The 22,417-nt window shown below is 66.6% G+C and carries 19 protein-coding genes; 6 read left to right on the forward strand and 13 right to left on the reverse strand.

Annotated elements, in window-relative coordinates:
• Positions 1-51: 51 nt before the first annotated feature.
• The 10 genes from tolB to BLV97_RS14860 all read right to left on the reverse strand — a co-directional run bounded on the left by tolB (position 52) and on the right by BLV97_RS14860 (position 9,968).
• On the reverse strand, positions 52-1,380 hold the full coding sequence (gene tolB / locus BLV97_RS14815) for a Tol-Pal system beta propeller repeat protein TolB (RefSeq protein WP_035837835.1): 1,329 nt from the start codon (positions 1,378-1,380) through the stop codon (positions 52-54).
• Positions 1,381-1,422: 42 nt separating this feature from the next.
• Entirely contained in the window at positions 1,423-2,652 is a 1,230-nt protein-coding gene (locus BLV97_RS14820; protein ID WP_035837836.1) for a hypothetical protein, read from the reverse strand.
• A 10-nt stretch (positions 2,653-2,662) separates the two neighbouring features.
• On the reverse strand, positions 2,663-3,163 hold the full coding sequence (gene tolR, locus BLV97_RS14825; RefSeq protein ID WP_035837838.1) for a protein TolR: 501 nt from the start codon (positions 3,161-3,163) through the stop codon (positions 2,663-2,665).
• A 1-nt stretch (position 3,164) separates the two neighbouring features.
• Complete coding sequence (gene tolQ / locus BLV97_RS14830; RefSeq protein WP_035837840.1) at positions 3,165-3,866, reverse strand: protein TolQ; 702 nt, start codon at positions 3,864-3,866, stop codon at positions 3,165-3,167.
• Positions 3,867-3,961: 95 nt separating this feature from the next.
• On the reverse strand, positions 3,962-4,375 hold the full coding sequence (ybgC, locus tag BLV97_RS14835) for a tol-pal system-associated acyl-CoA thioesterase (RefSeq protein WP_035837842.1): 414 nt from the start codon (positions 4,373-4,375) through the stop codon (positions 3,962-3,964).
• Complete coding sequence (gene argC / locus BLV97_RS14840) at positions 4,372-5,316, reverse strand: N-acetyl-gamma-glutamyl-phosphate reductase (protein ID WP_035837844.1); 945 nt, start codon at positions 5,314-5,316, stop codon at positions 4,372-4,374. The genes ybgC and argC overlap by 4 nt, the downstream gene beginning before the upstream one ends.
• Positions 5,317-5,355: 39 nt before the next feature.
• Positions 5,356-5,988: a hypothetical protein gene (locus tag BLV97_RS14845; protein WP_035837846.1), complete on the reverse strand. Its 633-nt coding sequence runs from the start codon at positions 5,986-5,988 to the stop codon at positions 5,356-5,358.
• Positions 5,989-6,064: 76 nt separating this feature from the next.
• Positions 6,065-7,090: a Holliday junction branch migration DNA helicase RuvB gene (gene ruvB, locus BLV97_RS14850; RefSeq protein ID WP_035837848.1), complete on the reverse strand. Its 1,026-nt coding sequence runs from the start codon at positions 7,088-7,090 to the stop codon at positions 6,065-6,067.
• 275 nt (positions 7,091-7,365) lie between these two features.
• Positions 7,366-7,935 carry a hypothetical protein gene (locus BLV97_RS14855; RefSeq protein WP_035837850.1) on the reverse strand — a complete coding sequence of 190 codons (570 nt, stop codon included), beginning with the start codon at positions 7,933-7,935 and terminating at the stop codon, positions 7,366-7,368.
• Positions 7,936-8,069: 134 nt separating this feature from the next.
• Positions 8,070-9,968, reverse strand: a complete 1,899-nt coding sequence (locus tag BLV97_RS14860) for an acyl-CoA synthetase (RefSeq protein WP_035837852.1) — start codon at positions 9,966-9,968, stop codon at positions 8,070-8,072.
• Positions 9,969-10,584: 616 nt separating this feature from the next.
• Between BLV97_RS14860 and BLV97_RS14865 the strand changes: the two genes are divergently transcribed.
• Complete coding sequence (locus BLV97_RS14865; protein WP_035837854.1) at positions 10,585-11,001, forward strand: VOC family protein; 417 nt, start codon at positions 10,585-10,587, stop codon at positions 10,999-11,001.
• Between the two features lie 152 nt (positions 11,002-11,153).
• Positions 11,154-11,555 (forward strand): methyltransferase family protein, encoded by a 402-nt coding sequence (locus BLV97_RS14870; protein ID WP_143037547.1) that lies wholly within the window; start codon positions 11,154-11,156, stop codon positions 11,553-11,555.
• 13 nt (positions 11,556-11,568) lie between these two features.
• On the opposite strand, the gene BLV97_RS14875 is transcribed toward BLV97_RS14870, so the two are convergent.
• Positions 11,569-13,362: an ABC transporter transmembrane domain-containing protein gene (locus BLV97_RS14875; protein ID WP_035837856.1), complete on the reverse strand. Its 1,794-nt coding sequence runs from the start codon at positions 13,360-13,362 to the stop codon at positions 11,569-11,571.
• Positions 13,363-13,730: 368 nt separating this feature from the next.
• Between BLV97_RS14875 and ileS the strand changes: the two genes are divergently transcribed.
• Both ileS and BLV97_RS20825 read left to right on the forward strand, forming a co-directional pair.
• The gene (gene ileS, locus BLV97_RS14880; protein WP_035837858.1) at positions 13,731-16,646 is read left to right on the forward strand and encodes an isoleucine--tRNA ligase; all 2,916 of its coding nucleotides are present in this window, start codon (positions 13,731-13,733) and stop codon (positions 16,644-16,646) included.
• A gap of 360 nt (positions 16,647-17,006) precedes the next feature.
• Positions 17,007-17,315, forward strand: coding sequence for a hypothetical protein (locus tag BLV97_RS20825; RefSeq protein WP_143037548.1), 309 nt, complete (start codon positions 17,007-17,009; stop codon positions 17,313-17,315).
• 425 nt (positions 17,316-17,740) lie between these two features.
• Here the strand turns inward: BLV97_RS20825 and BLV97_RS14890 are convergent, their stop codons facing one another.
• Entirely contained in the window at positions 17,741-18,964 is a 1,224-nt protein-coding gene (locus BLV97_RS14890; protein WP_035837861.1) for a DEAD/DEAH box helicase, read from the reverse strand.
• A 361-nt stretch (positions 18,965-19,325) separates the two neighbouring features.
• On the opposite strand from BLV97_RS14890, the gene rnhA reads away from it, so the two are divergent.
• Complete coding sequence (gene rnhA, locus BLV97_RS14895) at positions 19,326-19,790, forward strand: ribonuclease HI (protein WP_035837863.1); 465 nt, start codon at positions 19,326-19,328, stop codon at positions 19,788-19,790.
• 8 nt (positions 19,791-19,798) lie between these two features.
• Here rnhA and BLV97_RS14900 read toward each other — a convergent pair whose 3' ends face one another.
• Positions 19,799-21,418: an APC family permease gene (locus tag BLV97_RS14900; RefSeq protein ID WP_035837865.1), complete on the reverse strand. Its 1,620-nt coding sequence runs from the start codon at positions 21,416-21,418 to the stop codon at positions 19,799-19,801.
• A 239-nt stretch (positions 21,419-21,657) separates the two neighbouring features.
• Between BLV97_RS14900 and BLV97_RS14905 the strand changes: the two genes are divergently transcribed.
• Positions 21,658-22,197: a TetR/AcrR family transcriptional regulator gene (locus BLV97_RS14905; RefSeq protein ID WP_035837867.1), complete on the forward strand. Its 540-nt coding sequence runs from the start codon at positions 21,658-21,660 to the stop codon at positions 22,195-22,197.
• The last annotated feature ends 220 nt before the right edge of the window (positions 22,198-22,417 follow it).

Raw genomic sequence — 22,417 nt, forward strand, 5'->3', positions numbered from 1 at the left:
CCAAATCCGCCGGTCCTTGGGAACGCGCCCCGGCAGGCGCGGTGACCTACGTCACGGCAAGAGCGGCCCCCAGGACGGATCCGATGCATCGTTCGGCGTCGGCACCTTGCGCAGGTTGCGCCCCGAAACATCCACCGTGTAAAGCGACGGCGCGCCGTTCACACCGGAGGTTTCGCGCGTGAACATCAGCACCCGCCCATTGGGCGCCCAAGTCGGGCCTTCGTCAAGGAACGAGGCCGTCAGCAGCCGCTCGTCCGAGCCATCGGTGCGCATCACCCCGATGTGAAAGCGCCCCTCGTATTGCTTGGTGAAGGCGATCAGGTCACCGCGCGGCGACCAGACCGGCGTGGAATAGCGCCCGGCGCCGAAACTGATCCGCGTCACGGGGCCGCCGGTGGCGGGCATGATATAGATCTGCTGCGTGCCGGAACGGTCGCTCTCGAACACGATCCGCTTGCCGTCGGGGGAATAGGAGGGCCCGGTGTCGATCGAGGGCGTGTTGGTCAGCTGGGTGCGCTGCCCGGTGGCCAGGTCCAGCGAGTAGAGATCGGTATTGCCACCACGTTCGAGCGAGAACACCACCGTGTTGCCGTCCGGCGAAAAGCGCGGTGCGAAGGTCATCGTGCCCTGCTGGTCGTCCAGGATCCGGGTCTGCCGCGTCGCCAGATCCATCACATAGATCCGCGGCTCGCCGCTCTTGTAGGAGGTGTAGAGGATCCGCTTGCCATCGGGCGAGAAGCGCGGCGCCAGCACCAGCGTGCCGCCCGAGGTCAGGTATTGGACGTTGGCGCCGTCATAATCCATGATCGCCAGCCGCTTCTTGCGCGCGTTCTTGGGCCCGGTCTCGGAAACGAAGACCACGCGGCTGTCGAAATAGCCGCCCTCGCCGGTGATCCGGCTGTAGACGGCATCGGCCACCTTGTGCGCCATCCGCCGCCAGGTATCGACCGATCCCGCGAATTGCAGCCCCTGCCCCAGCGGCTGACCCGAGAACACGTCGAACAGGCGGAACTTCACCACGATCTGGTTGCCCTGGATGCTGACCGCCCCGGTGATCAGCGCCTGGGCGTTGATCGCCTTCCAGTCGCCGTATTGCACCGGCGCGTCGAAGCTGGTGATGCGGCTGATATAGGCACTTTGCGGGATTTCGCGAAACAGGCCGGTGCCGGTCAGGTCGGCGCTGATCACCTGGTCGATCCGCTGCACATACTGCTGGGCGCTGGCATCCTCGGCCACGAAGGCCGGCAGCGCGAAGGGGATCGGCTCAATTACACCCTGGTTGATCTCGATCTTCAGCGGTCCGCGCGACTGCGCCCAGGCGGGAACCAGGGCAAGCCCCAGAAGGGCGATGGCGATGGCGAGCGGTCGGAACAGGCGCATGTTGACCTCATCTTCTTCGGGGGACGGGGCAAGGCCGGCGCATCAGCGGGACCTCATCTGAGCGGGATTGAAGGTGACCTCGACATTCTTCCACTGGGCGTATTTCGCCGCCGGCAGCTTATACCCATCGGCGCCGCAGACCAGCACCGCGCGGCGCGCGGCGTCATAGGCGGCGCGCTGCGCGTCCGGGCTGCCCTTGGTGGCCGAGATCTGATGGACGGAGCCCGACACCACGGTGCCGTCGGGATTGAGCGAGAAGCCCAGCGTGACGGTGACATCCGCCGCGGCCGACCCCACATCGACATACCAGCACTTCTGAACCGCAAGGGTCAGCCCCTCCTTCTCCGCCGAGGTCAACGGCGGGCCCTCGGCTGCGGTTCCATTGCCCAGCTTGCCCTGGGTCTTGCCCTGGCCCTGGCTGTCGGCCACGGCGCTGGCCAGCGCGGCGGCAACCGCGTCGTTGACGGCGCTTTCCTGGGCCTTGGCGGGCTTTTCGGACTTCGGTTTCTCTGGCTTGGGCGTCTCGGGCTTAGGTTTCTCGGGCTTAGGTTTCTCGGGCTTCTGTTCGGGCGCGGGCTTGGCCGGCGGCACCGGCGCGGCCGAGGCCATGCGTTGCGGGCGATGCATCGGGCGCGGGCTGGCGGCGGGTGCCAGGCTTAGCGGGGCCGCGTTCTCCTTGGCGGTGTTCTCTTCGGTCGCGATGCGGGTAGCGGCCTCCTTCGGCGCGGCGGCCTCCTTGGGCTTTTCCGGCACCGGCGTCTTCTCGGCCAGCTTGGGCGTCACCGCCTCTTGCTTCTTGGGGGCGGCCTTGGCCTCGGATTTCGGCGCGGGCGTGGGGGCCACGCGGTCGATCTTGCGCGTCTGGGGCTTCTCGCTCAGCTTCGGCGCCGGCGGCGACGGCGGCGGCGCGGGCGCCACGTCGGGCTGGGGCCGGGCATCCTGCGCCTCGGGCTTGGGCTGCGGCTTCGGCGCCAGTTCGGGCGGCGTGGCGGCCGGCGGCGTGGGTTCGGGTTTCGGCGCCGGCTGCGGCCTCGGCGCGGGCGAGGTTTCGGGCGCGGCGGGCTTGGGCGGCGCGATCTTGGTTTGCGGCGCCTTCGGCGGTGCCGAGGCGGCGGCGTCGAGCGCCTGGAACTGCTTGGGGCTGATCAGCGACACGTTGGCGACGCTGACCGCGGGGTTCTGATGCGACTGCCAGAACCAGCCGCCGAACAGCACCCAGAGGATCAGGCCAACATGCCCGATACCGGAGATGATGTAGCCCCTGTTTTCCATGCCAGCCGGCCTAGTTGCCGTTTCCGCCGCCAGAATTCGGTCCGCCGCCGAAGCTGGGGCCGTTGGAATCCGTCACCAGGCCGATGTCGTGGAAGCCCGCGGCATTGAGCGCCCCCATCACCTGGGCGACCTTGTCATAGGTGACCTTACCGTCCGCGCGCAGATACAGCTTGTCGTCCTTGCGCTCGGCCGCGATCGCCTTGAGCTTGGGGATCAGCTGATCATCCGGCACGATGGTCTTCTGGATCGCGACCTTGCCGTCCGCGGTCAGCGTCACCGTCAGCGGCGCCTGTTTCTCGGTCGGCAATGTGGTGGCCGCGGTCTTGGGCAGTTTCACCGGCACGCCCACGGTCAGAAGCGGTGCGGCGACCATGAAGATCACCAGAAGCACCAGCATCACGTCGACCATCGGCGTGACATTGATTTCAGACATCGCGTGCGACCGCCCGGTGCGCCGCCTGCGCCCGCGCCGCCCCGTTCCGCCCCCGTGATTTGCGACTCCTGCGGCCATCTTATGCCGCCCCGTCCAGCTGACGCGAGAGGATCGTCGCGAATTCGTCCGCGAAGGCCTCGTAGCCGCCGATGATACGGTCGCTGTCGGCGGAAAGCTTGTTGTAGAAGATCACCGCCGGGATCGCCGCCACCAGGCCCAGCGCGGTGGCGACCAGCGCCTCCGCGATCCCGGGCGCCACCACCGCCAGGTTGGTGTTCTGGCTCATCGCGATCTGCTCGAAGGCATGTTTGATCCCCCAGACCGTGCCGAAAAGCCCCACGAAGGGCGCGGTCGAGCCGACCGTCGCCAGGAACGACAGCCCGCGGTTCAGCACCTCGGCCTCCTTGGCGATCGCCACGTCCATCGACCGGTCGATCCGCGCCTGGGCACCGGCGATCAGCTTGCCGTCCTTGCGGTGGCTGCGGCGCCATTCCAGCATCCCGACCGAGAAGATCCGCTCTGACGCGCCCTCGGGCTCGGCGCCGATCTGCTCGTAAAGCTCATCCAACGGCTCGCCCGACCAGAAGGCCTCGTCGAAGCCCGAGGAATGCGCCCGGGCGCGACGAAAGTTCAGATGCTTCTGGATGATGATCGCCCAGGACCAGAACGAGGCGACGATTAGCAGGATCATCACCAGCTTGACGGTGATGGTGGCCCGCATGAACAGCGCCAGCATCGAGAAATCGACCGCGTGTGCCGCAGCTAGGGTTTGGGTATCCATGTGCCTGCTCGTATCCTTTACCGACCGTTCTTGCCGACGGCCCGATTACACGGCGATTCTACCCGGTTTCGAGGCGATTTGCCAACACATGGCCGTCAACGGCGGGAAGTTTCCACAGCAGCGCTCAGAACCCGGCGAATATCCGCCGGAATGCGCACGGGCGCACCCTTTTCCGTGAGGCAGACCAGCGTGACCGCCGCCGTGAACAGCCGATCGGTGCCGCGCAGCACCTCCTGGCACAGCGCGATGCGCGCGCCGCTCAGCGCCTGAAGGCTGGTGTCGACCTCCAGCAGGTCATCGAAGCGCGCGGGCGACAGGTAATCGGCCTCGACCCGGCGCACGGCGAAGACGATCCCGTGATCGGCCTTGAGCGCGACCTGATCGACACCCAGCGCGCGCACCCATTCGCTGCGCGCGCGCTCGATGAACTTCAGATAATTCGCGTAATAGACGATGCCGGCAAGATCGGTGTCCTCGTAATAGACCCGAAGGCCGAAGCGGTGGCTCAAGACGCCGCCTCCTCCAGCGCCGCCTCGTGAAGGCCCGCACCCTCGTCGAGGCCGAACATCACGTTGAGGTTCTGCACCGCCGCGCCCGAGGCCCCCTTGCCCAGGTTGTCGAGCACCGCGACCGCCGCGGCGCCGCCGGTCGCGGGATTGCCATGCACCGACAGCTCCAGCCGGTTGGTGCCGTTCAGGCGCTGCGGCATCACGCGCGGCGCGTGCGCCGAGGCCGGAACGACCTGGACGAAACGCTCGCCAGCATAGGCATCGCTCAGCGCCGCTTCGGCGCGGGCGATGCCGTCGGCGCCCATGTGCAGATGCAGCGCTAGCGCCATGCCCTGCGCGTAATCGCCCACCGAGGGCACGAAGACCGGAGCGGCCCGCAGCCCGCCATGCAGGGTGATCTCGGGCAGGTGCTTGTGGCCCTGCCCCGCGCCATAGAGGAAGGATCCCTGCACCGCGCCGCTCTCGTATTCCGCGATCATCGCCTTGCCGCCGCCGGTATAGCCCGACACGCCCGAGATCGCGGGCGCGGTTGCCGGGTCGATCAGTCCCGCCGCCACCAGCGGCCGGATCAGCGCGATGGCGCAGGTCGCCCAACAGCCGGGGTTCGAGACATAGCGCGCCGCGGCAATCTTCGCGCGCTGGTCCTTCGTCATCTCGGGGAAGCCATAGGCCCAATCGGGATGCACCCGGTGCGCGGTCGAGGCGTCGATGATCCGGGTCTTCAGATCCTTCGCCTGGGCCACGATTTCGCGCGCGGCGTCGTCGGGCAGGCACAGGATCGCGGCGTCGGCCTCGGCATAGGCCTCCAGCCGCGCGGCCGGGTCCTTGCGCCGCTCCGGGTCGACACTGACCAGCGCGATGTCATCGCGCGTGGCCAGACGCTCGCGGATCTGAAGCCCCGTCGTCCCTGCCTCGCCGTCGATGAACACCTTGACCGGCATCGTCCCGTTCCTTTCGTTGCCGTGGAATCGCGCCGGACCTTACCCTGATCCGAGCCGCGCCGCCAGCCGCAGCGCATGACTGGGATCCTGTGCCACCGCCGGCATCGCCGGATCATAGGCCGCGCGGATCAGCCCGGCGATCTCGGGGCGCAGGATCACCGTGGCCTGCGCGCCCGTGCCCGCCCGCGCCAGGGGCGAGCGGTTGGCGAAGGCCTGTTCCGACCACAGCAGGATCACCTGCGCGGCCTGGGCCAGCGCCAGTTCCTCGGCCGGCAGGACGGAAAGCGCGGCATCCATGCGCAGGAAGACGAAGGCCGCGCGGATCGCCCCATCCGCGTCGAAGCGGAAGGCGCGGTACTGGTTCGCGCCCTGAGCCTGCAGCCGCGCGAGCAGCGGGGGGAGGTCCGGGATCAGCCGGTCGAGATTGGGCACGCCGCCGAGTTCCGCCCAATCGCGGAAGAAGAAGATCATCAGATTGGCGCCCAATTCCGGGTCGGTCTCGGCCATCTGGTGGCCGGCCAGCGCCACCACCGCCTCGATCGCGCCCTTGACGGAGGAAAGCGTGGCGTCCTCGACCCCGAAGACCACCGGCACGATCGGACGGCCCCAGCGGGCGCAGAGGTACCTGCCGTCGGCGCGGGTGAAGAGCGGGGCGATATCTTCGGGGGTCATCGGGGCCTCTGGGGCGTGCGTGGGCATGGGATTGCAGGCGCCGCATGCGTATTTCGGGAACGATGAAAGGGCAAGATCAGCCCTCGAACAGTTCGCCCTGACCGGGAAGTTTGGGGGCCTCGAGGCCGAGATGGCGCCAGGAGCGCTGGGTCAGCATCCGGCCGCGCGGGGTGCGGGCGAGGAGGCCCTGCTGCAGTAGATAGGGTTCGATGACTTCCTCGATCGCGTCGCGGCTTTCGGACAGCGCAGCCGAGAGGGTTTCCACCCCCACCGGCCCGCCGCCGTAATGTTCGGCCATCAGGCCCAGATAGCGCCGGTCCGCCCCGTCGAGGCCCAGATGATCGACGCCGAGGCGCGTCAGGGCGCTGTCGGCGATCTCGCGGGTGAGCGTGCCGTCGCCTTCGACCAGCGCGAAATCGACCACGCGGCGCAGCAGGCGCCCGGCGATGCGCGGGGTGCCGCGGGCGCGGCACGCGATCTCGGCGCAGCCTTCGGGGGCGGAGGGCACGCCCAAGAGGCGCGCGCCGCGGGTGACGATCTCGTGGAGTTCGGCCTCGGTATAGAACTGCAGCCGCGTGGGAATGCCGAAGCGGTCGCGCAGCGGTGTCGTCAAGAGGCCCAGCCGCGTGGTGGCGCCGACCAGGGTGAAAGGCTGCAGGTCGATCCGCACGGTGCGCGCGGCCGGCCCTTCCCCGATCACCAGATCGAGGGCGAAATCCTCCATCGCGGGGTAGAGCACTTCCTCGACCGCGGGGTTCAGGCGGTGGATCTCGTCTATGAACAGGACGTCGCGGGGTTCGAGATTGGTCAGGATCGCGGCCAGATCGCCGGCCTTGGCCAGGACCGGGCCGGAAGTCATGCGAAACCCCACCCCCAGTTCGCGCGCGATGATCTGGGCCAGCGTCGTCTTGCCCAGGCCCGGGGGGCCGTGAAACAGCGTGTGGTCCATCGCCTCGCCGCGCATCCGGGCGCTTTCGATGAAGACCCGCAGATTGGCGCGCGCCTCGGCCTGGCCGATGAATTCCTCAAGCTGCTGCGGCCGCAGCGCCCGGTCGGCATCCTCGGGCAAACGGTCCGGGCGAAGGGTCGGGTCAGAGGTCATGGGCGGCCTGGATTGGAATGCCCGACCATCGCCGGTTTGCCGCGCCGGTTCAAGCCCTGTCCCCCCTTTGTTCCGCGCAATGCGGGTAAAAGGCGCGGCTTGGCCGGCGAGGTGGAAGACGCTTTGCCGGCGCGGCAAACTGGCGGGGACGCTGCCGCCTCGGAGGGCTTGTGCCAAGATGAGGAGATGAGCGAACGCCAGCTGCGCTCCCCTCTTTGAAACATTCTTGCGGCGGCACAATCCGGGCCAGTGGCGCGCGGAAGACGCCTGGCCGTTCAGTCGAACGGGTTGGAGCCACCGCCTCCGCCGCCGCCCGCGCTGCCGTTGCCACCACGCAAGGCCTTCACGCAGCGGATCAGCGCCGACATCGAGGCGCGAGAGCCGGCCAGCGTGTAGGAGCGCACATGTTTGCCGCGGCTGTTGTAGAGACGCAAAGTGCTGCCTCGTGCGACCTCCAGCAGGAATTTCGTGCCCTTGCTGGAGCTGGGCAGGTTGAACAGCACCGAGTGCTTGTAAAGTTCGGCATTCGTCATCCGCCACGAGGGATAGCCGTCGATCCGGACCCTCAGGTCGCCCCGGTGGCGCGCACCGAAGGCCCAGTCGCGCGAATAGAACTGCAACCGTACCCGGCTGGTCGGGCTGGCCCAGATCGAAAAGATGTTCCCCGAGCGCGTAACCTGCGCGACACAGCGCAAGCGCTTGTCGCCGTAATTCACCACCCGCACCTGCCAGCTTTGATGCTTGTAGATCGTGCGCGAGGTGACCTCGGCCGCAGCGGGGCGGGGCGCGCCCCCAAGCGAAACGGCCAGCGCAAGCGCGGCGGCAAGGATGGCGGTGGACTTCATCGATCCCTCCCGAGGTAGCATGGGCAACACCCCCGAGTGTGGGCCAAGGGCGCGAGGCGATCAAGTCTTCGTGATGTCAGATGCCGTCTTCGGCCACGCAGGGCCGAAGATTCACGCCATTTCCGGGGCTCATGTCACTCGGCGTCCCATTCCCAGGGGCGCGTCAACTCGCCCAGCGTGTGGGCGACCCTCTGGGGATCAACCTCGCCGGTCTTGCGCAGGCGGGCCACAAGCCCGCGTTTCTTGTCCTCGACCACCTCGGCGACCTCGGCGGCAAGGCCGGCCTCGGCCAGGGCGGCATCATAGACCCGCTTGATCGCGCGTTTGCGCAGTTCAGGCTTGAAGACCTTGCCGACCGCCGTCTTGGGCAGTTCGGGCAGGATCTCGATATGGCGCGGGATCGCGGCGCGTTCATGGATATTGGCGCGGGCGTAGTCCAGCAATTCCTCGACCGTGACGTCGGCGCCCGCCACCAGTTCCACATAGGCGCAGGGCAATTCGCCCGAATGGGCATCGGGTTGGCCGATCGCACCGGCGAAGGCCACCGCCTCATGACCCGCGAGCGCCTCTTCGATCTCGGCCGGGTCGATGTTGTGGCCGCCGCGGATGATCAGATCCTTGGCGCGGCCGGTGATGAACAGATAGCCGTCCGGGTCGATCCGCCCCAGATCGCCGGTGCGCAGGTGGGTTCCCCCGGCATAGAGGTTCGTGTTCTTGCTGTCGTCGGTATAGGTCTGGCCGGTCACCACGCCGGGATTGGCGACGCAGATCTCGCCCACCTCGTCGGGGCCGCATTCGCGGGTGATGTTGCCGGCCTCGTCGCACATCAGGATGCGCACGTCCGTATGGGGAAACGGCAGCCCGACCGAGCCGATCTTCTTTTCGCCGTCGGGCGGGTTGATCGACACAAGGCAGGTGGCCTCGGTCAGACCGTAGCCTTCGCAGATGGTCACGCCGGTCGCGGCCTCGAAGCGCTTGTACAATTCCACCGGCAGCGGGGCAGAGCCCGAGAAGGCGAAACGCAGGGTCGAGACATCGGCGTCGATCTTGCGCTGCATCAGCGCCGAGATCGCCGTCGGCACCGCGATCACATAGGTGATCTTCCAACGCTCGACCAGCTTCCAGAAATTGTCGACCACGCCCTCGCCGCGATAGCCGGCGGGGGTGGGGAAGATCACATGCGCGCCGGAGGCGATCGCCGACATCAGGACGGGATAGGCCGCGAAGACATGAAACAGCGGCAGCGGACAGATCACCCGGTCGGTCTTGCGAAACAGCAGCCGTTCGCCGAGCCAGCCGTTATAGATCATCCCCGACACCTTGTGCTGCGCGACCTTGGGCATTCCGGTGGTGCCGCCGGTGTGGAAATAAGCGGCGAAACGGTCTTCGAGCGGGTCTTCGAAGGTCAGCCGGTCGGCGGGGTGGCGGTTGCATTCGCGGTTGAAGTCAAGCACGCGGGCCTTGTGGGTGACCTGGATCTTTGGCCGGACCAGCGGCACCAGCAGGCGCTTGACGCCGGTGAGATAGCGGTTGAGATCGACCTCCAGCACGGTTTCGACCTTCGGCGCCAGGACCACCGCCTGCGCCACTTTCTGGCCGACATCGGTCTTGGGGAAGCCCTTGAGCGTGACCACCACCTTGGCGCCGGTCTCACGCAGGATGGCGCCGATCTGTTCGGCATCGAGCAGCGGGTTGATCGGGTTGACGATCCCCGCGACGGCGCCGCCCAGCAGCGTCACCACGGTTTCATTGGCGTTGGGCATCACAAAGGCGACCACCGTGTCGGGCCCGATACCAAGGCTGCGAAACAGGTTCGCAGCCTGGGTAACGCGGGCGCGCAGTTCCGCCCAGCTAAGGGTCTCGGCGGGGTCGGCGGGGCCCGACAGGATCTGGAAGGACACCGCGGGCTGGTCGGGATGCCGGTCCGCGGTTTCCGAAAGGAAACGATACATCGTGCGCGACAGATCGCGGCCCTCCCAGGCTGCCTCGGCCTCGATCGCGTTGCGATCCGCCAGTGTCGCGTACTTTCCCATGTCTACCTCCCATCGGCGCCCCTTAAACGGGGCCTTCGTTGTCCTCCAAGAGTGGGAAGAATTTCGCCTCAGCGCAAGGGTTACGCAGCGCGACCGGGGTGCGGGATGCGATATCCACCGTATCGGATGCCGTTTCGCCCCGCCCCTCGGGCGCCTGCCCGCCCCGCCGCGCCTGTCGGCGGGATTGCCGCGCGGGGATTGACTTGCCCACCGCGCCGCCGATGCTGGGGTGGCGCGGCCGGTTGCCGGGACCGGCGCAAGCGGGAGGGACCAATTGATCGAAACTGCGCAGAAGACCGGGATACGCCTGATCCAGCCCTTTGCAATAAATGGTGCATGTTGAGGCCAAACTTCTTGTGGGTACAAGGTCATGTCGAACAACGGCTCCCGAAGATTTCTTCGGGAGCTTTTTGTGAGGAATGTCGGCTGAGCGGGGCTTATTTGCCGTTCGCCAAGACTACTTGAGCGTCGACCTGATTGGACAGAAGTGGACGGCTACGTCCATTGCCGCTTTCAGTCGTGGGGTGCTACGCAATAGATAAGGGCATGTCTCAGTCGGCTCTTTTTCGCGGCTATCCCATTACCATCGCCGAAACACTTGGAGAAACTCCGCAGCATGATTGCCTACTTCACCGTCGGAGCAGATGATCTTGCAAAGGCCGAATGCTTCTATTCGGCATTCCTCCCAGCGCTTGGCTACAGGCTTGAACGGTATCATGGGGACTTGAGCTACATCTTGCCCGTAGAAGCCGGTCAGTCCACCGTTCAGCCAGATTTCTACGTCAAATCGCCCTTTAATGGGCAATCTGCATCGGCTGGGAATGGCGTCATGGTCGCGTTTCAGGCGCGGTCGCAGAAACAGGTCCGTGACCTTCATAGGGCTGCATTGGCCGCAGGCGGCTCTGACGAGGGTCAGCCTGGCTTCCGGGCTTCGTATGGCCCGCAATTTTATGTCGGCTACCTTCGGGACCCGCATGGTAACAAGATCGCGCTATTTTCCAATGACCCAAACGAACCCGGGCGCGACGAGTAACCCCGGGGACCTGATATTCTTGCGAAACACTGCATCGGCCGCACCGGGTTCGAAGCCGCCGTTACGCTCCGCGTTTTCGTGGTTCTCACCTACACCATTTATTGCAAAGGGCTGGACGCCTGATCCCCCCGTTTCTTTATATCGCGGCCGTGGTGCTGGGCCTCGTGGCCGAATGGCTGTGGCCGGTCGCCCTGTTGCCCATGTGGGTCAGGCTCAGCCTCGGGCCAGCGCTGATTGTCATCGCCGTGGTGCTGGTACGCCCGGCGATGAAGGCGTTTCGCGCGCGCGGGGTGGCCTTTGACGTGCGGCAGGCGCCGGGCACATTGGTCACCACGGGCCCCTACCGCATTTCGCGCAACCCCGGCTATCTGGCGCTGATCCTGATCAGCCTTGGCATCGCGGTGATCACCGACGACATCTGGATCGTCGGCTTTGCCGCGCTGGCCACGCTGGTCACCCGCCAGCGTGTCGTGCTGCCCGAAGAGCGCATTCTCGCCGCCCAGTTCGGCGACGCGTACGAGGCCTACAAGGCCCGCGTGCGGCGCTGGATCTGACGCGGCGCGCCGATCACTCGGCCGCCAGCCCTTCGGTGAACTGCAGCCGCGCCAGGCGCGCGTAAAGGCCGCCCTCGGCCACCAGCGCGTCATGGGTGCCGGTCGCGACGATGCGGCCCTCGTCGAACACCACGATCCGGTCGGCCTTCTTCACGGTGGCCAGCCGATGCGCGACGATCAGCGTGGTACGATCCTTCGACAGCTTTTCCACCGCCTGCTGCACCAGGCGTTCGCTTTCGGCATCAAGCGCCGAGGTGGCCTCGTCCAGAAGCAGCACCGGCGCGTCGCGCAGGATCGCGCGGGCGATCGCGATGCGCTGCTTCTGGCCGCCCGACAGCATCACCCCGCGCTCGCCGACATAGGCGTCGTAGCCTTCGGGAAGCGCGGCGATGAAGTCATGCGCGGCGGCGGCGCGGGCGGCGGCCTCGACCTCGGCATCCGAGGCATCGGGGCGGCCGAAGCGGATGTTTTCGCGCGCGGTGGCGGCGAAGATCACCGGATCTTGCGGCACCAGCGCGATCGCGCGGCGGAAATCGGCGCGGTTCATGGCACGCAGATCCACCCCGTCGATGCGGATCGTGCCCGCGGCCGGGTCGTAGAAGCGCAGCAGCAGCTGGATCACCGTGGTCTTGCCCGCGCCCGAGGGGCCCACCAGGGCTACCGTCTCGCCTGGGCGCACGGCCAGGTCGATCCCCTCCAGTGCCGAGCGTTCGGGCCGGGTGGGATAGTGGAAGGTGACGCCCTCGAAGGCGATCGCGCCGGCGGCGGGGCGCGGCAGCGGCTGCGGCGTGGCCGGATCGGCGACCGCATCGGTGGCGTTCAGAAGCTCCACCAGCCGTTCGGTGGCGCCGGCGGCGCGCAGCAGTTCCCCCCAGATCTCGGACAGCGCGGCAACCGCGCCCGACACCAGCACCGCGTAGATCACGAACTGGATCAGAGCACCCACGCTCATCCCGCCCGAGCGCACGTCGCGCGCGCCGATCCACAGGACGCCGACGATGCCCGCGAAAACCAGGAAGATCACGATCACCGTCAGGGCCGCGCGCACCCCGATGCGGCGCTTGGCGGACAGGTAGCTTTCCTCGGTCACGCGGGCGAATTCGGCGCGGCTTTGCGCTTCGTGGGTGAAGGCCTGCACCGTCTGCGCGGCCTGCAGCGCCTCGGACGCGTTGCCCGAAGACTTGGCGATCCAGTCCTGGTTCTCACGGCTCAGGCCCCGCAGACGGCGGCCCAGCAGGATGATCGGCACGATCACTACCGGCACGATCAACAGCACCAGCCCGGTCAGCTTGGCGCTGGTGTACAGCATCAGGGCAAGACCGCCGATCAGCAGCAGCACGTTGCGCAGCGCGACCGAGACGGACGAGCCGATCACCGACAGGATCAGCGTGGTGTCGGTGGTCAGGCGGCTGATCACCTCGCCGGTCATGATCTTCTCGTAGAAGGCCGGCGAAAGGCCCACCACCTTGTCGAACAGCGCGCGGCGAATGTCGGCCACCACGCGCTCTCCCAGCCGGGTGACGAGGTAATAGCGCGCGCCGGTTCCCAGCGCGAGCGCGGTGGCGATGCCCAGCGCCGCCAGGAAGTATTTGTCGAGCAGCGCCGACGAGGACGTGCTGAAGCCGTCGATCACCCGGCGCACGGCGATCGGCAGTATCAGCGAGATGCCCGAGGTAAAGACCAGCGCGGCCAGCACCATCGCGACCATGCCGCGATAGGGCTTCAGGAACGGCCCCAATCCCTTGAGCCCGCCCACCCGCTTCGCTTTCCCGCGGTCTTCCAGCTTCGCGTCCGGTCGTCTGGCCATGGATCATTCCTTTTCGGTTCGACCTTGGCCTTAGACCCGTCGCCGCCGTCGGGCAAGCGCCCCGGGTGCGTCCTTTCGGCCGAAAAACCCCACAAAACCATCACAGGGGCGAGAGGCTGCGCATTCGGGCCGGGGGGCGCGCGGCCCGGGTGCCTTCGCGCCCCCCGCAGCGCGCCGGCATGCCCTCGCGGCCTCTGGACCCCTGCGGGGCGCGCGCGTATAAGCCCCTTGATGACCTGCGCATTCGCGATCCTCATTCGAATTACCGGCCCGGCGTGCTGATCCTTCAGTCGCCGGGACAAGGCGCCTGAGCTTTTCGCGCCGCCCTCCTCAGAACCGATCCTACCCCTGCCCGGAGAGCCTTTCCGATGTGCGCCGACACGCCCGACTACCGTTCGACCGTCTTCCTTCCCGAAACCGAATTCCCGATGCGCGCGGGCCTGCCTGCGCGTGAGCCGGAATGGCTGGCCCGGTGGGAAAGGATCGGCATCTACGACCGCCTGCGCGAGACCGCCGCCGACCGCAAGCCGTTCATCCTGCATGATGGCCCGCCCTATGCGAACGGGCATCTGCACATCGGCCATGCGCTGAACAAGACGATCAAGGACATGATCGTGCGCTCGCACCAGATGATGGGGCGCGACGCGCGCTATGTGCCGGGCTGGGATTGCCACGGCCTGCCGATCGAATGGAAGATCGAAGAGCAATACCGCGCCAAGGGCCTGAACAAGGACGAGGTCGACGTGGTCGCCTTCCGCCAGGAATGCCGCAAGTTCGCCGAGGGCTGGATCGACATCCAGCGCGAGGAATTCAAGCGCCTGGGCATCACCGGCAAGTGGGACGATCCCTATGTGACGATGGATTACCACGCCGAGGCGGTGATCGCGGCCGAATTCCAGAAATTCCTGATGAACGGCACGCTCTACCAGGGCTCGAAGCCGGTGATGTGGAGCCCGGTCGAGAAGACCGCGCTGGCCGAGGCCGAGGTCGAATACCACGACAAGGAAAGCTTCACGATCTGGGTGAAGTTCAAGGTGGCCGAGCCCGCCGACAGCGCGCTTGCCGGCGCCCATGTGGTGATCTGGACCACCACGCCCTGGACCATGCCGTCGAACAAGGCGGTGGTCTACGGCAAGGACATCTCCTACGGCCTTTACGAGGTCACCGACACGCCCGAACAATGCTGGGCCGCGAAGGGCGACCGCTACCTGCTGGCCGACAACCTGGCCGCCGACGTGATGAGCCGCGCGCGGCTGGAGGAAGGCATGTACCGTCGCATCCGCGACGTGCCCGTGTCGGAACTGGAGGGGATCAAGCTGTCCCATCCGCTGGCCGGCGCCGAAGGCGCGAACGGTGAATGGGACGACCTGCGCGATTTCCGCGCGGCCGACTTCGTCACCGATACCGAAGGCACCGGCTTTGTTCATTGCGCGCCCTCGCACGGGATGGAGGAATACGAGCTTTACCGCGATCTCGGGATGCTGACCCAGGTCATCACCTACAACGTGATGGACGACGGCAGTTTCCGCACCGATCTGCCGTTCTTCGGCGGCAAGATGATCCTCAAGCCGAACGGCAAGGAGGGCGACGCCAACAAGGCGGTGATCGACAAGCTGGCCGAGGTCGGCGGCCTTCTGGCGCGTGGCAAGATCAAGCACTCCTATCCGCATTCCTGGCGTTCCAAGGCACCGGTGATCTACCGCAACACCCCGCAATGGTTCGCCGCGATCGACGTGAAGCTTGACGACGGCATGGGCCAGTACGGCGACACGATCCGCAGCCGCGCCCTGACCTCGATCGACGAGCTGGTGACCTTCACCCCGCAATCGGGCCGCAACCGCCTATTTTCGATGATCGAGGCGCGCCCGGACTGGGTGCTTTCGCGCCAACGCGCCTGGGGCGTGCCGCTGACCTGTTTCGTGAAGAAGGGGGCGAAGCCCACCGACGAGGGCTTTCTGTTGCGCGACGATGAGGTCAATGCCCGCATCATCGCCGCCTTCGAGAAGAACGGCGCGGACGTGTGGTACACCGAGGGCTTCAAGGAAGAGATGCTGAAGGGTCGTGCCGACCCCGAGGCTTATGTCCAGGTCTTCGACGTGCTCGACGTGTGGTTCGACAGCGGCTCGACCCATGCCTTCGTGCTGCGCGACCGCGCCGACGGGACGCCCGACAGCATCGCCGATGTCTACATGGAAGGCACCGACCAGCACCGCGGCTGGTTCCATTCCTCGATGCTGCAGGGCTGCGCGACGCTGGGGCGGGCGCCCTATCGCCAGGTGGTGACCCACGGGTTCACCCTGGACGAGAAGGGCCTCAAGATGTCGAAGTCACTGGGCAACACCATTGTCCCCGAGGAGGTGGTGAAGCAATACGGCGCCGATATCCTGCGGCTTTGGGTGGCGCAGACCGATTTCACCGTCGATCAGCGCATCGGCCCCGAGATCCTGAAGGGCGTGGCCGACAGCTACCGCCGCCTGCGCAACACGCTGCGCTTCATGCTGGGCAACCTCAGCGGCTGGTCCGAGGCCGAGGCGGTGGCGCCCCACGAGATGCCAGAGCTGGAGCGCTGGGTGCTGCACCGGCTGGCCGAGCTGGACGGCCAGGTGCGGGCGGGCTATGCGGCCTATGATTTCCAGGGCGTGTTCCAGAAACTGTTCCAGTTCTGCACCGTCGACCTTTCGGCCTTCTATTTCGACATCCGCAAGGACGCGCTTTACTGCGACGGCGCCGACAGCCCGCGCCGCCGCGCCGCGCGCACGGTGCTGGATATGCTGTTCCACCGCCTGACCACCTGGCTTGCCCCGATTCTGGTGTTCACGATGGAGGACGTGTGGCTTTCGCGCTTCCCGTCCGAGGACGATTCGGTGCATCTGCAGGACATGCCGGCAACGCCCGAGGGCTGGCTCGATGCGGATCTGGCGGCGAAATGGGCGCGGATCCGCAGTGTGCGGCGCGCAGTAACCGCGGCGCTGGAGGTGCAGCGCACGGCGAAGGTGATCGGCGCCAGCCTCGAGGCCGCGCCGGTGGTCCATGTGGCGGATGCCGAGGTGGCAAGGCTGCTGCACGGGGTCGATTTCGCGGATCTGTGCATCACCTCGGCGATCGCGGTGACGACGGATCCCGCCCCGCAGGAGGCCTTCCGCCTGCCCGAAGTGCCGGGCGTGGGCGTGGTCTTCGAGACCGCCGAGGGCGAGAAATGCGAACGCTGCTGGCGGATCTTGCCGGATGTGGGAGCGCACAAGCATCCGGGCACCTGTGGGCGCTGCAACGCGGTACTGGGCTAACGTCGAGCGCCGCGGGCGTATTTGGGGAACAATGAAAAGGGCGGCCCTGGCCGGGGCCGGCCGCTTGCAGTAAATGGTGCAGCATGAGGCTGAACGCCTTGTAGGCACAACACGGTGTCGAACAACGGCGCCCGAAGATTTCGGCAGTGGGTCAGTTTGAAATCAGAAAGTTCGCGCTCTCGCGAGGCGGCGTTTACGCGTAGCGTGGTCAGGCACTATCTTGAGTGTATGACCGACACGCCCAGGCGAACGGCTCGCAGGGCACGTAGCGGCTGAGCAGTCCCTCAACGGTGGCATCGGTCATCTCGATCTTCTCCCGCACCGGAAGATGCTGCAGACGTCTGGCGACTGCAGCGCCGTTTGACGGACGCTGTACCTGTCGTCGAAAAGGTGCCCGCAGGGCACGTACCCTTAGCAAAAGCGGCGGAGAAAATTCGGGTTCAGCTTTCGAACATCATGGAGATTCTCTTTGAAGGACGATTACGCCGGAGCTGCCGAGTTCCGACCGCGAAGGGCTTCAGTGCGACCATGGTCGATCCGGTAGAGATCAAGCGCCTGCTTCTGACGCCGCGCCCGGGCATGCCGGCCTCTCTTGCCTTCATGATCTCGGGGATAAAACCGAAGCCGGCAGGAGGTTGCTTGAACCCGACGATGGTGGCCAGTTTCTAACCTCCGTGGGGAGGGGAAGGGGGTCCGCCCCAAGGATTAGCCCGAATTCGATGGCCGACTTCCGTCGGCGGTATGTCACGAAGAAACGGCTTCCACTTGAGACAGGTTTGAAACTTCACGCAGTCGAGAGGGTGCCGGCGGACAATGGCATAGTCCCGATATTCGAGCCGATCAGAATCGTGTTCACTCTTTATCGGCGTTCGGATCTGCCGAAGATCTGGCGCATCTAGCCTTCCCTGAAATTTCCAGAGCTGCCGCCTTAGGGCGGCATTTTCTCGGAAAAATCGATGGTCAACAATCATGTGCAAATGGTCATTCAGGTCGCTGATCTCACAAATAGACCAAATTAAATCAACGACTTATTGGGCCAAATGGACATTACTTGGTGGTCCCATCAACTGCTCGGCACCGGTGGACTTGAGCAATCAGGCGGCGGCGCGATTGCCGCCACGTCGTCCGCGGTTGGGCGGGCGGCGGCCCTTTTGCCCTGCGGACCGGGGCTTGGACGCCGGTTCCTGCGCGGCGGCGGGAGCATCGCCCACCGTCGGGATGCGCCGGCCCATCACCTTCTCGATCGCGCGCAACTCGGCCAGTTCGGCCGGGGCGCAGAACGCCACCGCCGTGCCCTCGCGCCCGGCGCGGGCGGTGCGGCCGATACGATGGACGTAATTGTCGGGCACGTTCGGCAGATCGAAATTGTAGACGTGGCGCACCGCTGGAATATCGAGGCCGCGCGCCGCCACGTCGGTCGCCACCAGGATCCGCAACTTCTCGTCCCGGAAGGCCTGCAGGGCGCGGGTCCGCTGGCCCTGGCTCTTGTTGCCGTGGATCGCGGCCACCGCGAAGCCCTGCTTTTCCAGGCCCCGCGCCAGGCGGTCGGCACCGTGCTTGGTGCGGGTGAACACCAGCGCCAGCTCGTCGCGGTGGCCGTCCAGCATCTCGGCCAGCAGTGGCGCCTTGGCGGCCTGATCGACATGGTGGACGCGCTGGTCGATCTTGTCGACGGGCTTACCGGGAGGCGAAACCTCGATGCGCACCGGATCGGTCAGATAGGCGCCGGCGATCTCGGCCATCTGCTTGGGCATGGTGGCCGAGAACAACAGCGTCTGGCGTTCCTTGGGCAGCAGCTTGGCGATCTGGCGCAGCGCATGGATGAACCCCAGATCAAGCATCTGGTCGGCCTCGTCGAGCACCAGATAGCGCGTCCGGTCGAGCCGCACCGCGCGCCGTTCGATCAGGTCGAGCAGACGGCCCGGCGTTGCCACCAGAAGATCGACGCCACGCGACAGCCGGTTGACCTGCGCGTTGATCGAGCCGCCGCCGACCACGACCGCCACCCGCAGATGGGTGCCGGCCAGGTAGGTGGCCAGGTTTTCCTGGATCTGGTTCGCCAGTTCGCGCGTCGGCGCCAGGATCAACCCATTCACCGATTTCGGATCGGGCGCCTTGCCCGCGCCCAGCAGGGCATTGGCGATCGGCAGGCCGAAGGCCGCGGTCTTGCCGGTGCCGGTCTGCGCGAGGCCCATCACGTCGCGGCCGTCCAGCGCGGCGGGAATCGCGCGGGTCTGGATCGGGGTCGGTTCGGTGATGCCGGCCTTCTTGAGGTTCTCAACGAGGTTGGGGCGCAGCCCCATCAGTTCGAAAGTCATGTATATGTCCTGTCGGGCGGCGCCCCGCAGGGCGGCCGCCGGAAATGCATGCGCCGCCGCCCGGGATGGGCGCGGTCGCGATTGGGGGCGCGACACGCTGACCTTGGGCCGTATTGCCCGGTGGCCGGCGTCGCGGCGGCCCCTTGCGTGTGGGGGAACCTGTAGCGGACAGAACCCGTGTGTCGGGCACAATGCGCCCGCGCCTGCTCACGCGGCAGGGATCCTGTCGCGGCACACATGGGCCAGGGCGCGGCGAAAGTCAATAGGTTAGGCACGCCGCCCCTCCGACGCGCACGCCGCGTTGACCTGTGCGGCGCGCCCGCCTACACCCCCCGGACCAGAAGCGAAGCGCGGAGGCCTCATGCCCGATCTCATCGCCTATACGGACGGAGCTTGTTCCGGCAATCCCGGCCCCGGCGGCTGGGGCGTTCTGATGCAAGCCGTGACCGACGGCGCCGTGGTGAAGGAACGCGAGCTTTGCGGCGGCGAACCGGACACGACCAACAATCGGATGGAATTGTTGGCCGCGATCAACGCGCTAGAGGCGCTTAGCCGGGCCTCGGACGTCACCATCATCACCGACAGCGCCTATGTGAAGAACGGTATCACCGAATGGCTGGCGGGCTGGAAGCGCCGGGGCTGGAAGATCGCCTCGGGCAAGCCGGTCAAGAATGCCGATCTGTGGCAGCGGCTGGATGCGGCGCGCAGCCGTCACAGGGTGCGCTGGGAATGGGTCAAGGGCCATGCGGGTCACCCCGAGAACGAGCGCGCCGACGCCCTGGCGCGGCAGGGGATGGCCCCCTACCGCAAGGCCCCGAAGGGCTAGGGCCGGGACTAGAGGCTCAGCCCGTCCTCCGCGCCCGCCGAGGCGGTGATGCGGCTGAGATAGCCGTCAGTCTCTTCCTTCGACAGGCCGGTGTTCAGCGCAAGCCACAGGATCAGCAGGCTGAAGACCGCGCCGACCACCAACGAGGTGTAGAAGCTCATCGCGTCGATGCCGCCCATCGCCTTGGGGCCGAAGTAGTCCAGCAGCCAGAGCCCGCCGAAATAGGGGATCAACCACCAGCCCGTGGCCCAGCCGAAAGGCGCCTTCTGTGCGCCGCCGGTAGCATAGTAGATCGCCACATAGACCGCGAACAGCACCGCGATCGCGCCGAACAGGAAATTGCCGGTCTCAAGCCCCGTCCACTGGATGATCCAGGTCGAGACGATGAACGACAGCGGCGCCAGGATCCAGGCCCCGGCCAGCTTGAAAGGCCGCGTGGCCTCGGGCGAGGTACGGCGCAGGTGCAGCAGCACCACGGCGCCGATGCCATAGGTCAGCACGGTGATCGAGGTGATATAGCCCACCAGCTTCTGCCAGGCCGGGAAGGGGAAGAAGAACACCACCCCCACGACATAGGTCAGGATCAGCGCCGCCACCGGTACGCCGTTCTTGTTGACCCGCGCGAAGATCGACGGGAAGGACATCATCTCGCCCGCCGCCATGGTGATGCGCGAGGTCGCGGTCGAGTAGATGAACCCGGTCGCCCCCGGCGAGATGATCGCGTCGACGTATAGGACCGCGCCCCACCAGGCCGCGCCCACGGTGATCGAGATCGCGGCCAGCGGCCCGGTGATCCCCGAGAAGTGCAGATTGCCCCAACCCTTGGCGATATCGGCCGGGTTCAGCGCCGTGATGAAGGCGAATTGCAGCGCGATGTAGATCACTGACGAAAGGATGACCGAGCCGATCACCGCCAGCGGGATATTGCGCGACGGGTTGGCGGTTTCGCCCGCCATGTCGATCGCCTGCCGGAAACCCAGCAGCGAGAACACCACGCCCGCCGTCGCTACCGCCGAAAAGATCCCGGTGATGCCGCCGTCGCCCTTGGTGATCGTCATGTTGCCCGGATGATAGGACAGGCTGATCAGGATCACCACGGTCAAGACCGGGATCGCGATCTTCCACCAGGTGGCGACGGTGTTCACCATCAGCACATAGCGCACGATCATCATGTTCAGCCCGACGAAGATCGCCAGGATCACCATAGCCGAGACAAAGCCCATCGCAGTCAGCACACCCGACTGGGGATCGACGAGGCCGGGGATATAATTGTTGGCATAGGTCAGCACCGCCTCCACCTCGACCGGTCCGACCGAGACATAGGCGAAGAACAAAAGCCAGCCCCAGACGCGGCCCACCATGACGCCGCTGCTGACATAGGACATATGCACCAGCGCCCCGGATTTCGGCATCATCGTGGTGATTTCCGAGAACACGAGCGCCAGCAGCATTACCGCGACGGCGCCGACGACCCAGGACCAGATCGCGCCGGGACCGGCCGTCTTGGCCGCGTGCAGGCCGGCGAACAGCCAGCCCGAGCCGATCATCGCGCTGACGCTGGCGAACATGAGCCCGATCGGGCCCGCTTCCTTTCGCAGATGGGATTCGGAAAGTGATGCGTTGGCCATGGCCTGATCCTCCCTCTTGAGTGTTGCGAGATTCTTGGGGCTCCCCCTCTGTCCTCAACTCGATCCGCTGGCCAGCCCCGGAAAGGGCAATGGAAGTAAATTCGTCACACATTCGCGCGAACTCGCCTTGCGCCCGCAGGACGGTCCCGGCGCCACTGGAAACCGAACGCTCATTCGGTTAGCCTGGTATCGTAGGCCCGCGAAGCCCCGCCTGAAGGCTAGCACGGAGACCCCAAGACATGAGCCGCCCCCGTTCCGTCCCCGACGCGAAAGTGATGTCCGTGGTGCGCAAGCTGCTGGCGTCAGGCGGCGAAAGAGCGGCCTCTTTCGCGGCGGTCTCGCAGGCAGCGGGGCTGGCGGGGTCAAGCCTGGTGCAGCGCTACGGCAGCCGACAGGGCATGGTGCGGGCGGCGCTCGTCGACGGCTGGTCCGATCTGATGGCACGGACCGAGGCCGCCGCCGGCGCCGCGCCGCGCGGGGCAAAGGGCGGCACCGGCTTTCTCAAGCAGCTTGAACGCGGCGGCGGCGATCTGATCGCGTTGCTGGCCCCGCGCCAGCGCGACCCGGCGCTGCGCGACCTGGCCGAAGGCTGGCGCGCCCGGGTCGAGGCCGAACTGGCGCTGCGGATCGGCACCGGGGAGGGGCAGAAACCGGCCCGCGCCCGCGATGCCGCGACCCTGGCCTTCGCCGCCTGGCTGGGGCGACTGCTGTGGCAGCAGGCCGGCCCCGGCGGCGCGACCGGGCTGAAGCTGAAGACCATCGTACGCGGGCGAGGGTGAAGACCATCGTACGCGGGCGAGGGTGAAGCATATCGCGCGTGGCACCGGACAGGCCATCCACGCGGCAAACGGACCGGTTGCCGCCCGCGCCGCGGCGGGGGCGCTGCCCCCTGCCCCCCCGGAGTATTTTTGCCAAGATGAAGTGCAAGGCGAGGCCCCAGGTCTTCATCTTGGCAAAAATACTCGACGGCGCACGCCCCTCGCCATGACGCCGCGCGTT

It is taken from the genome of Allgaiera indica, from assembly GCF_900106675.1.
Lineage (GTDB): Bacteria > Pseudomonadota > Alphaproteobacteria > Rhodobacterales > Rhodobacteraceae > Acidimangrovimonas > Acidimangrovimonas indica.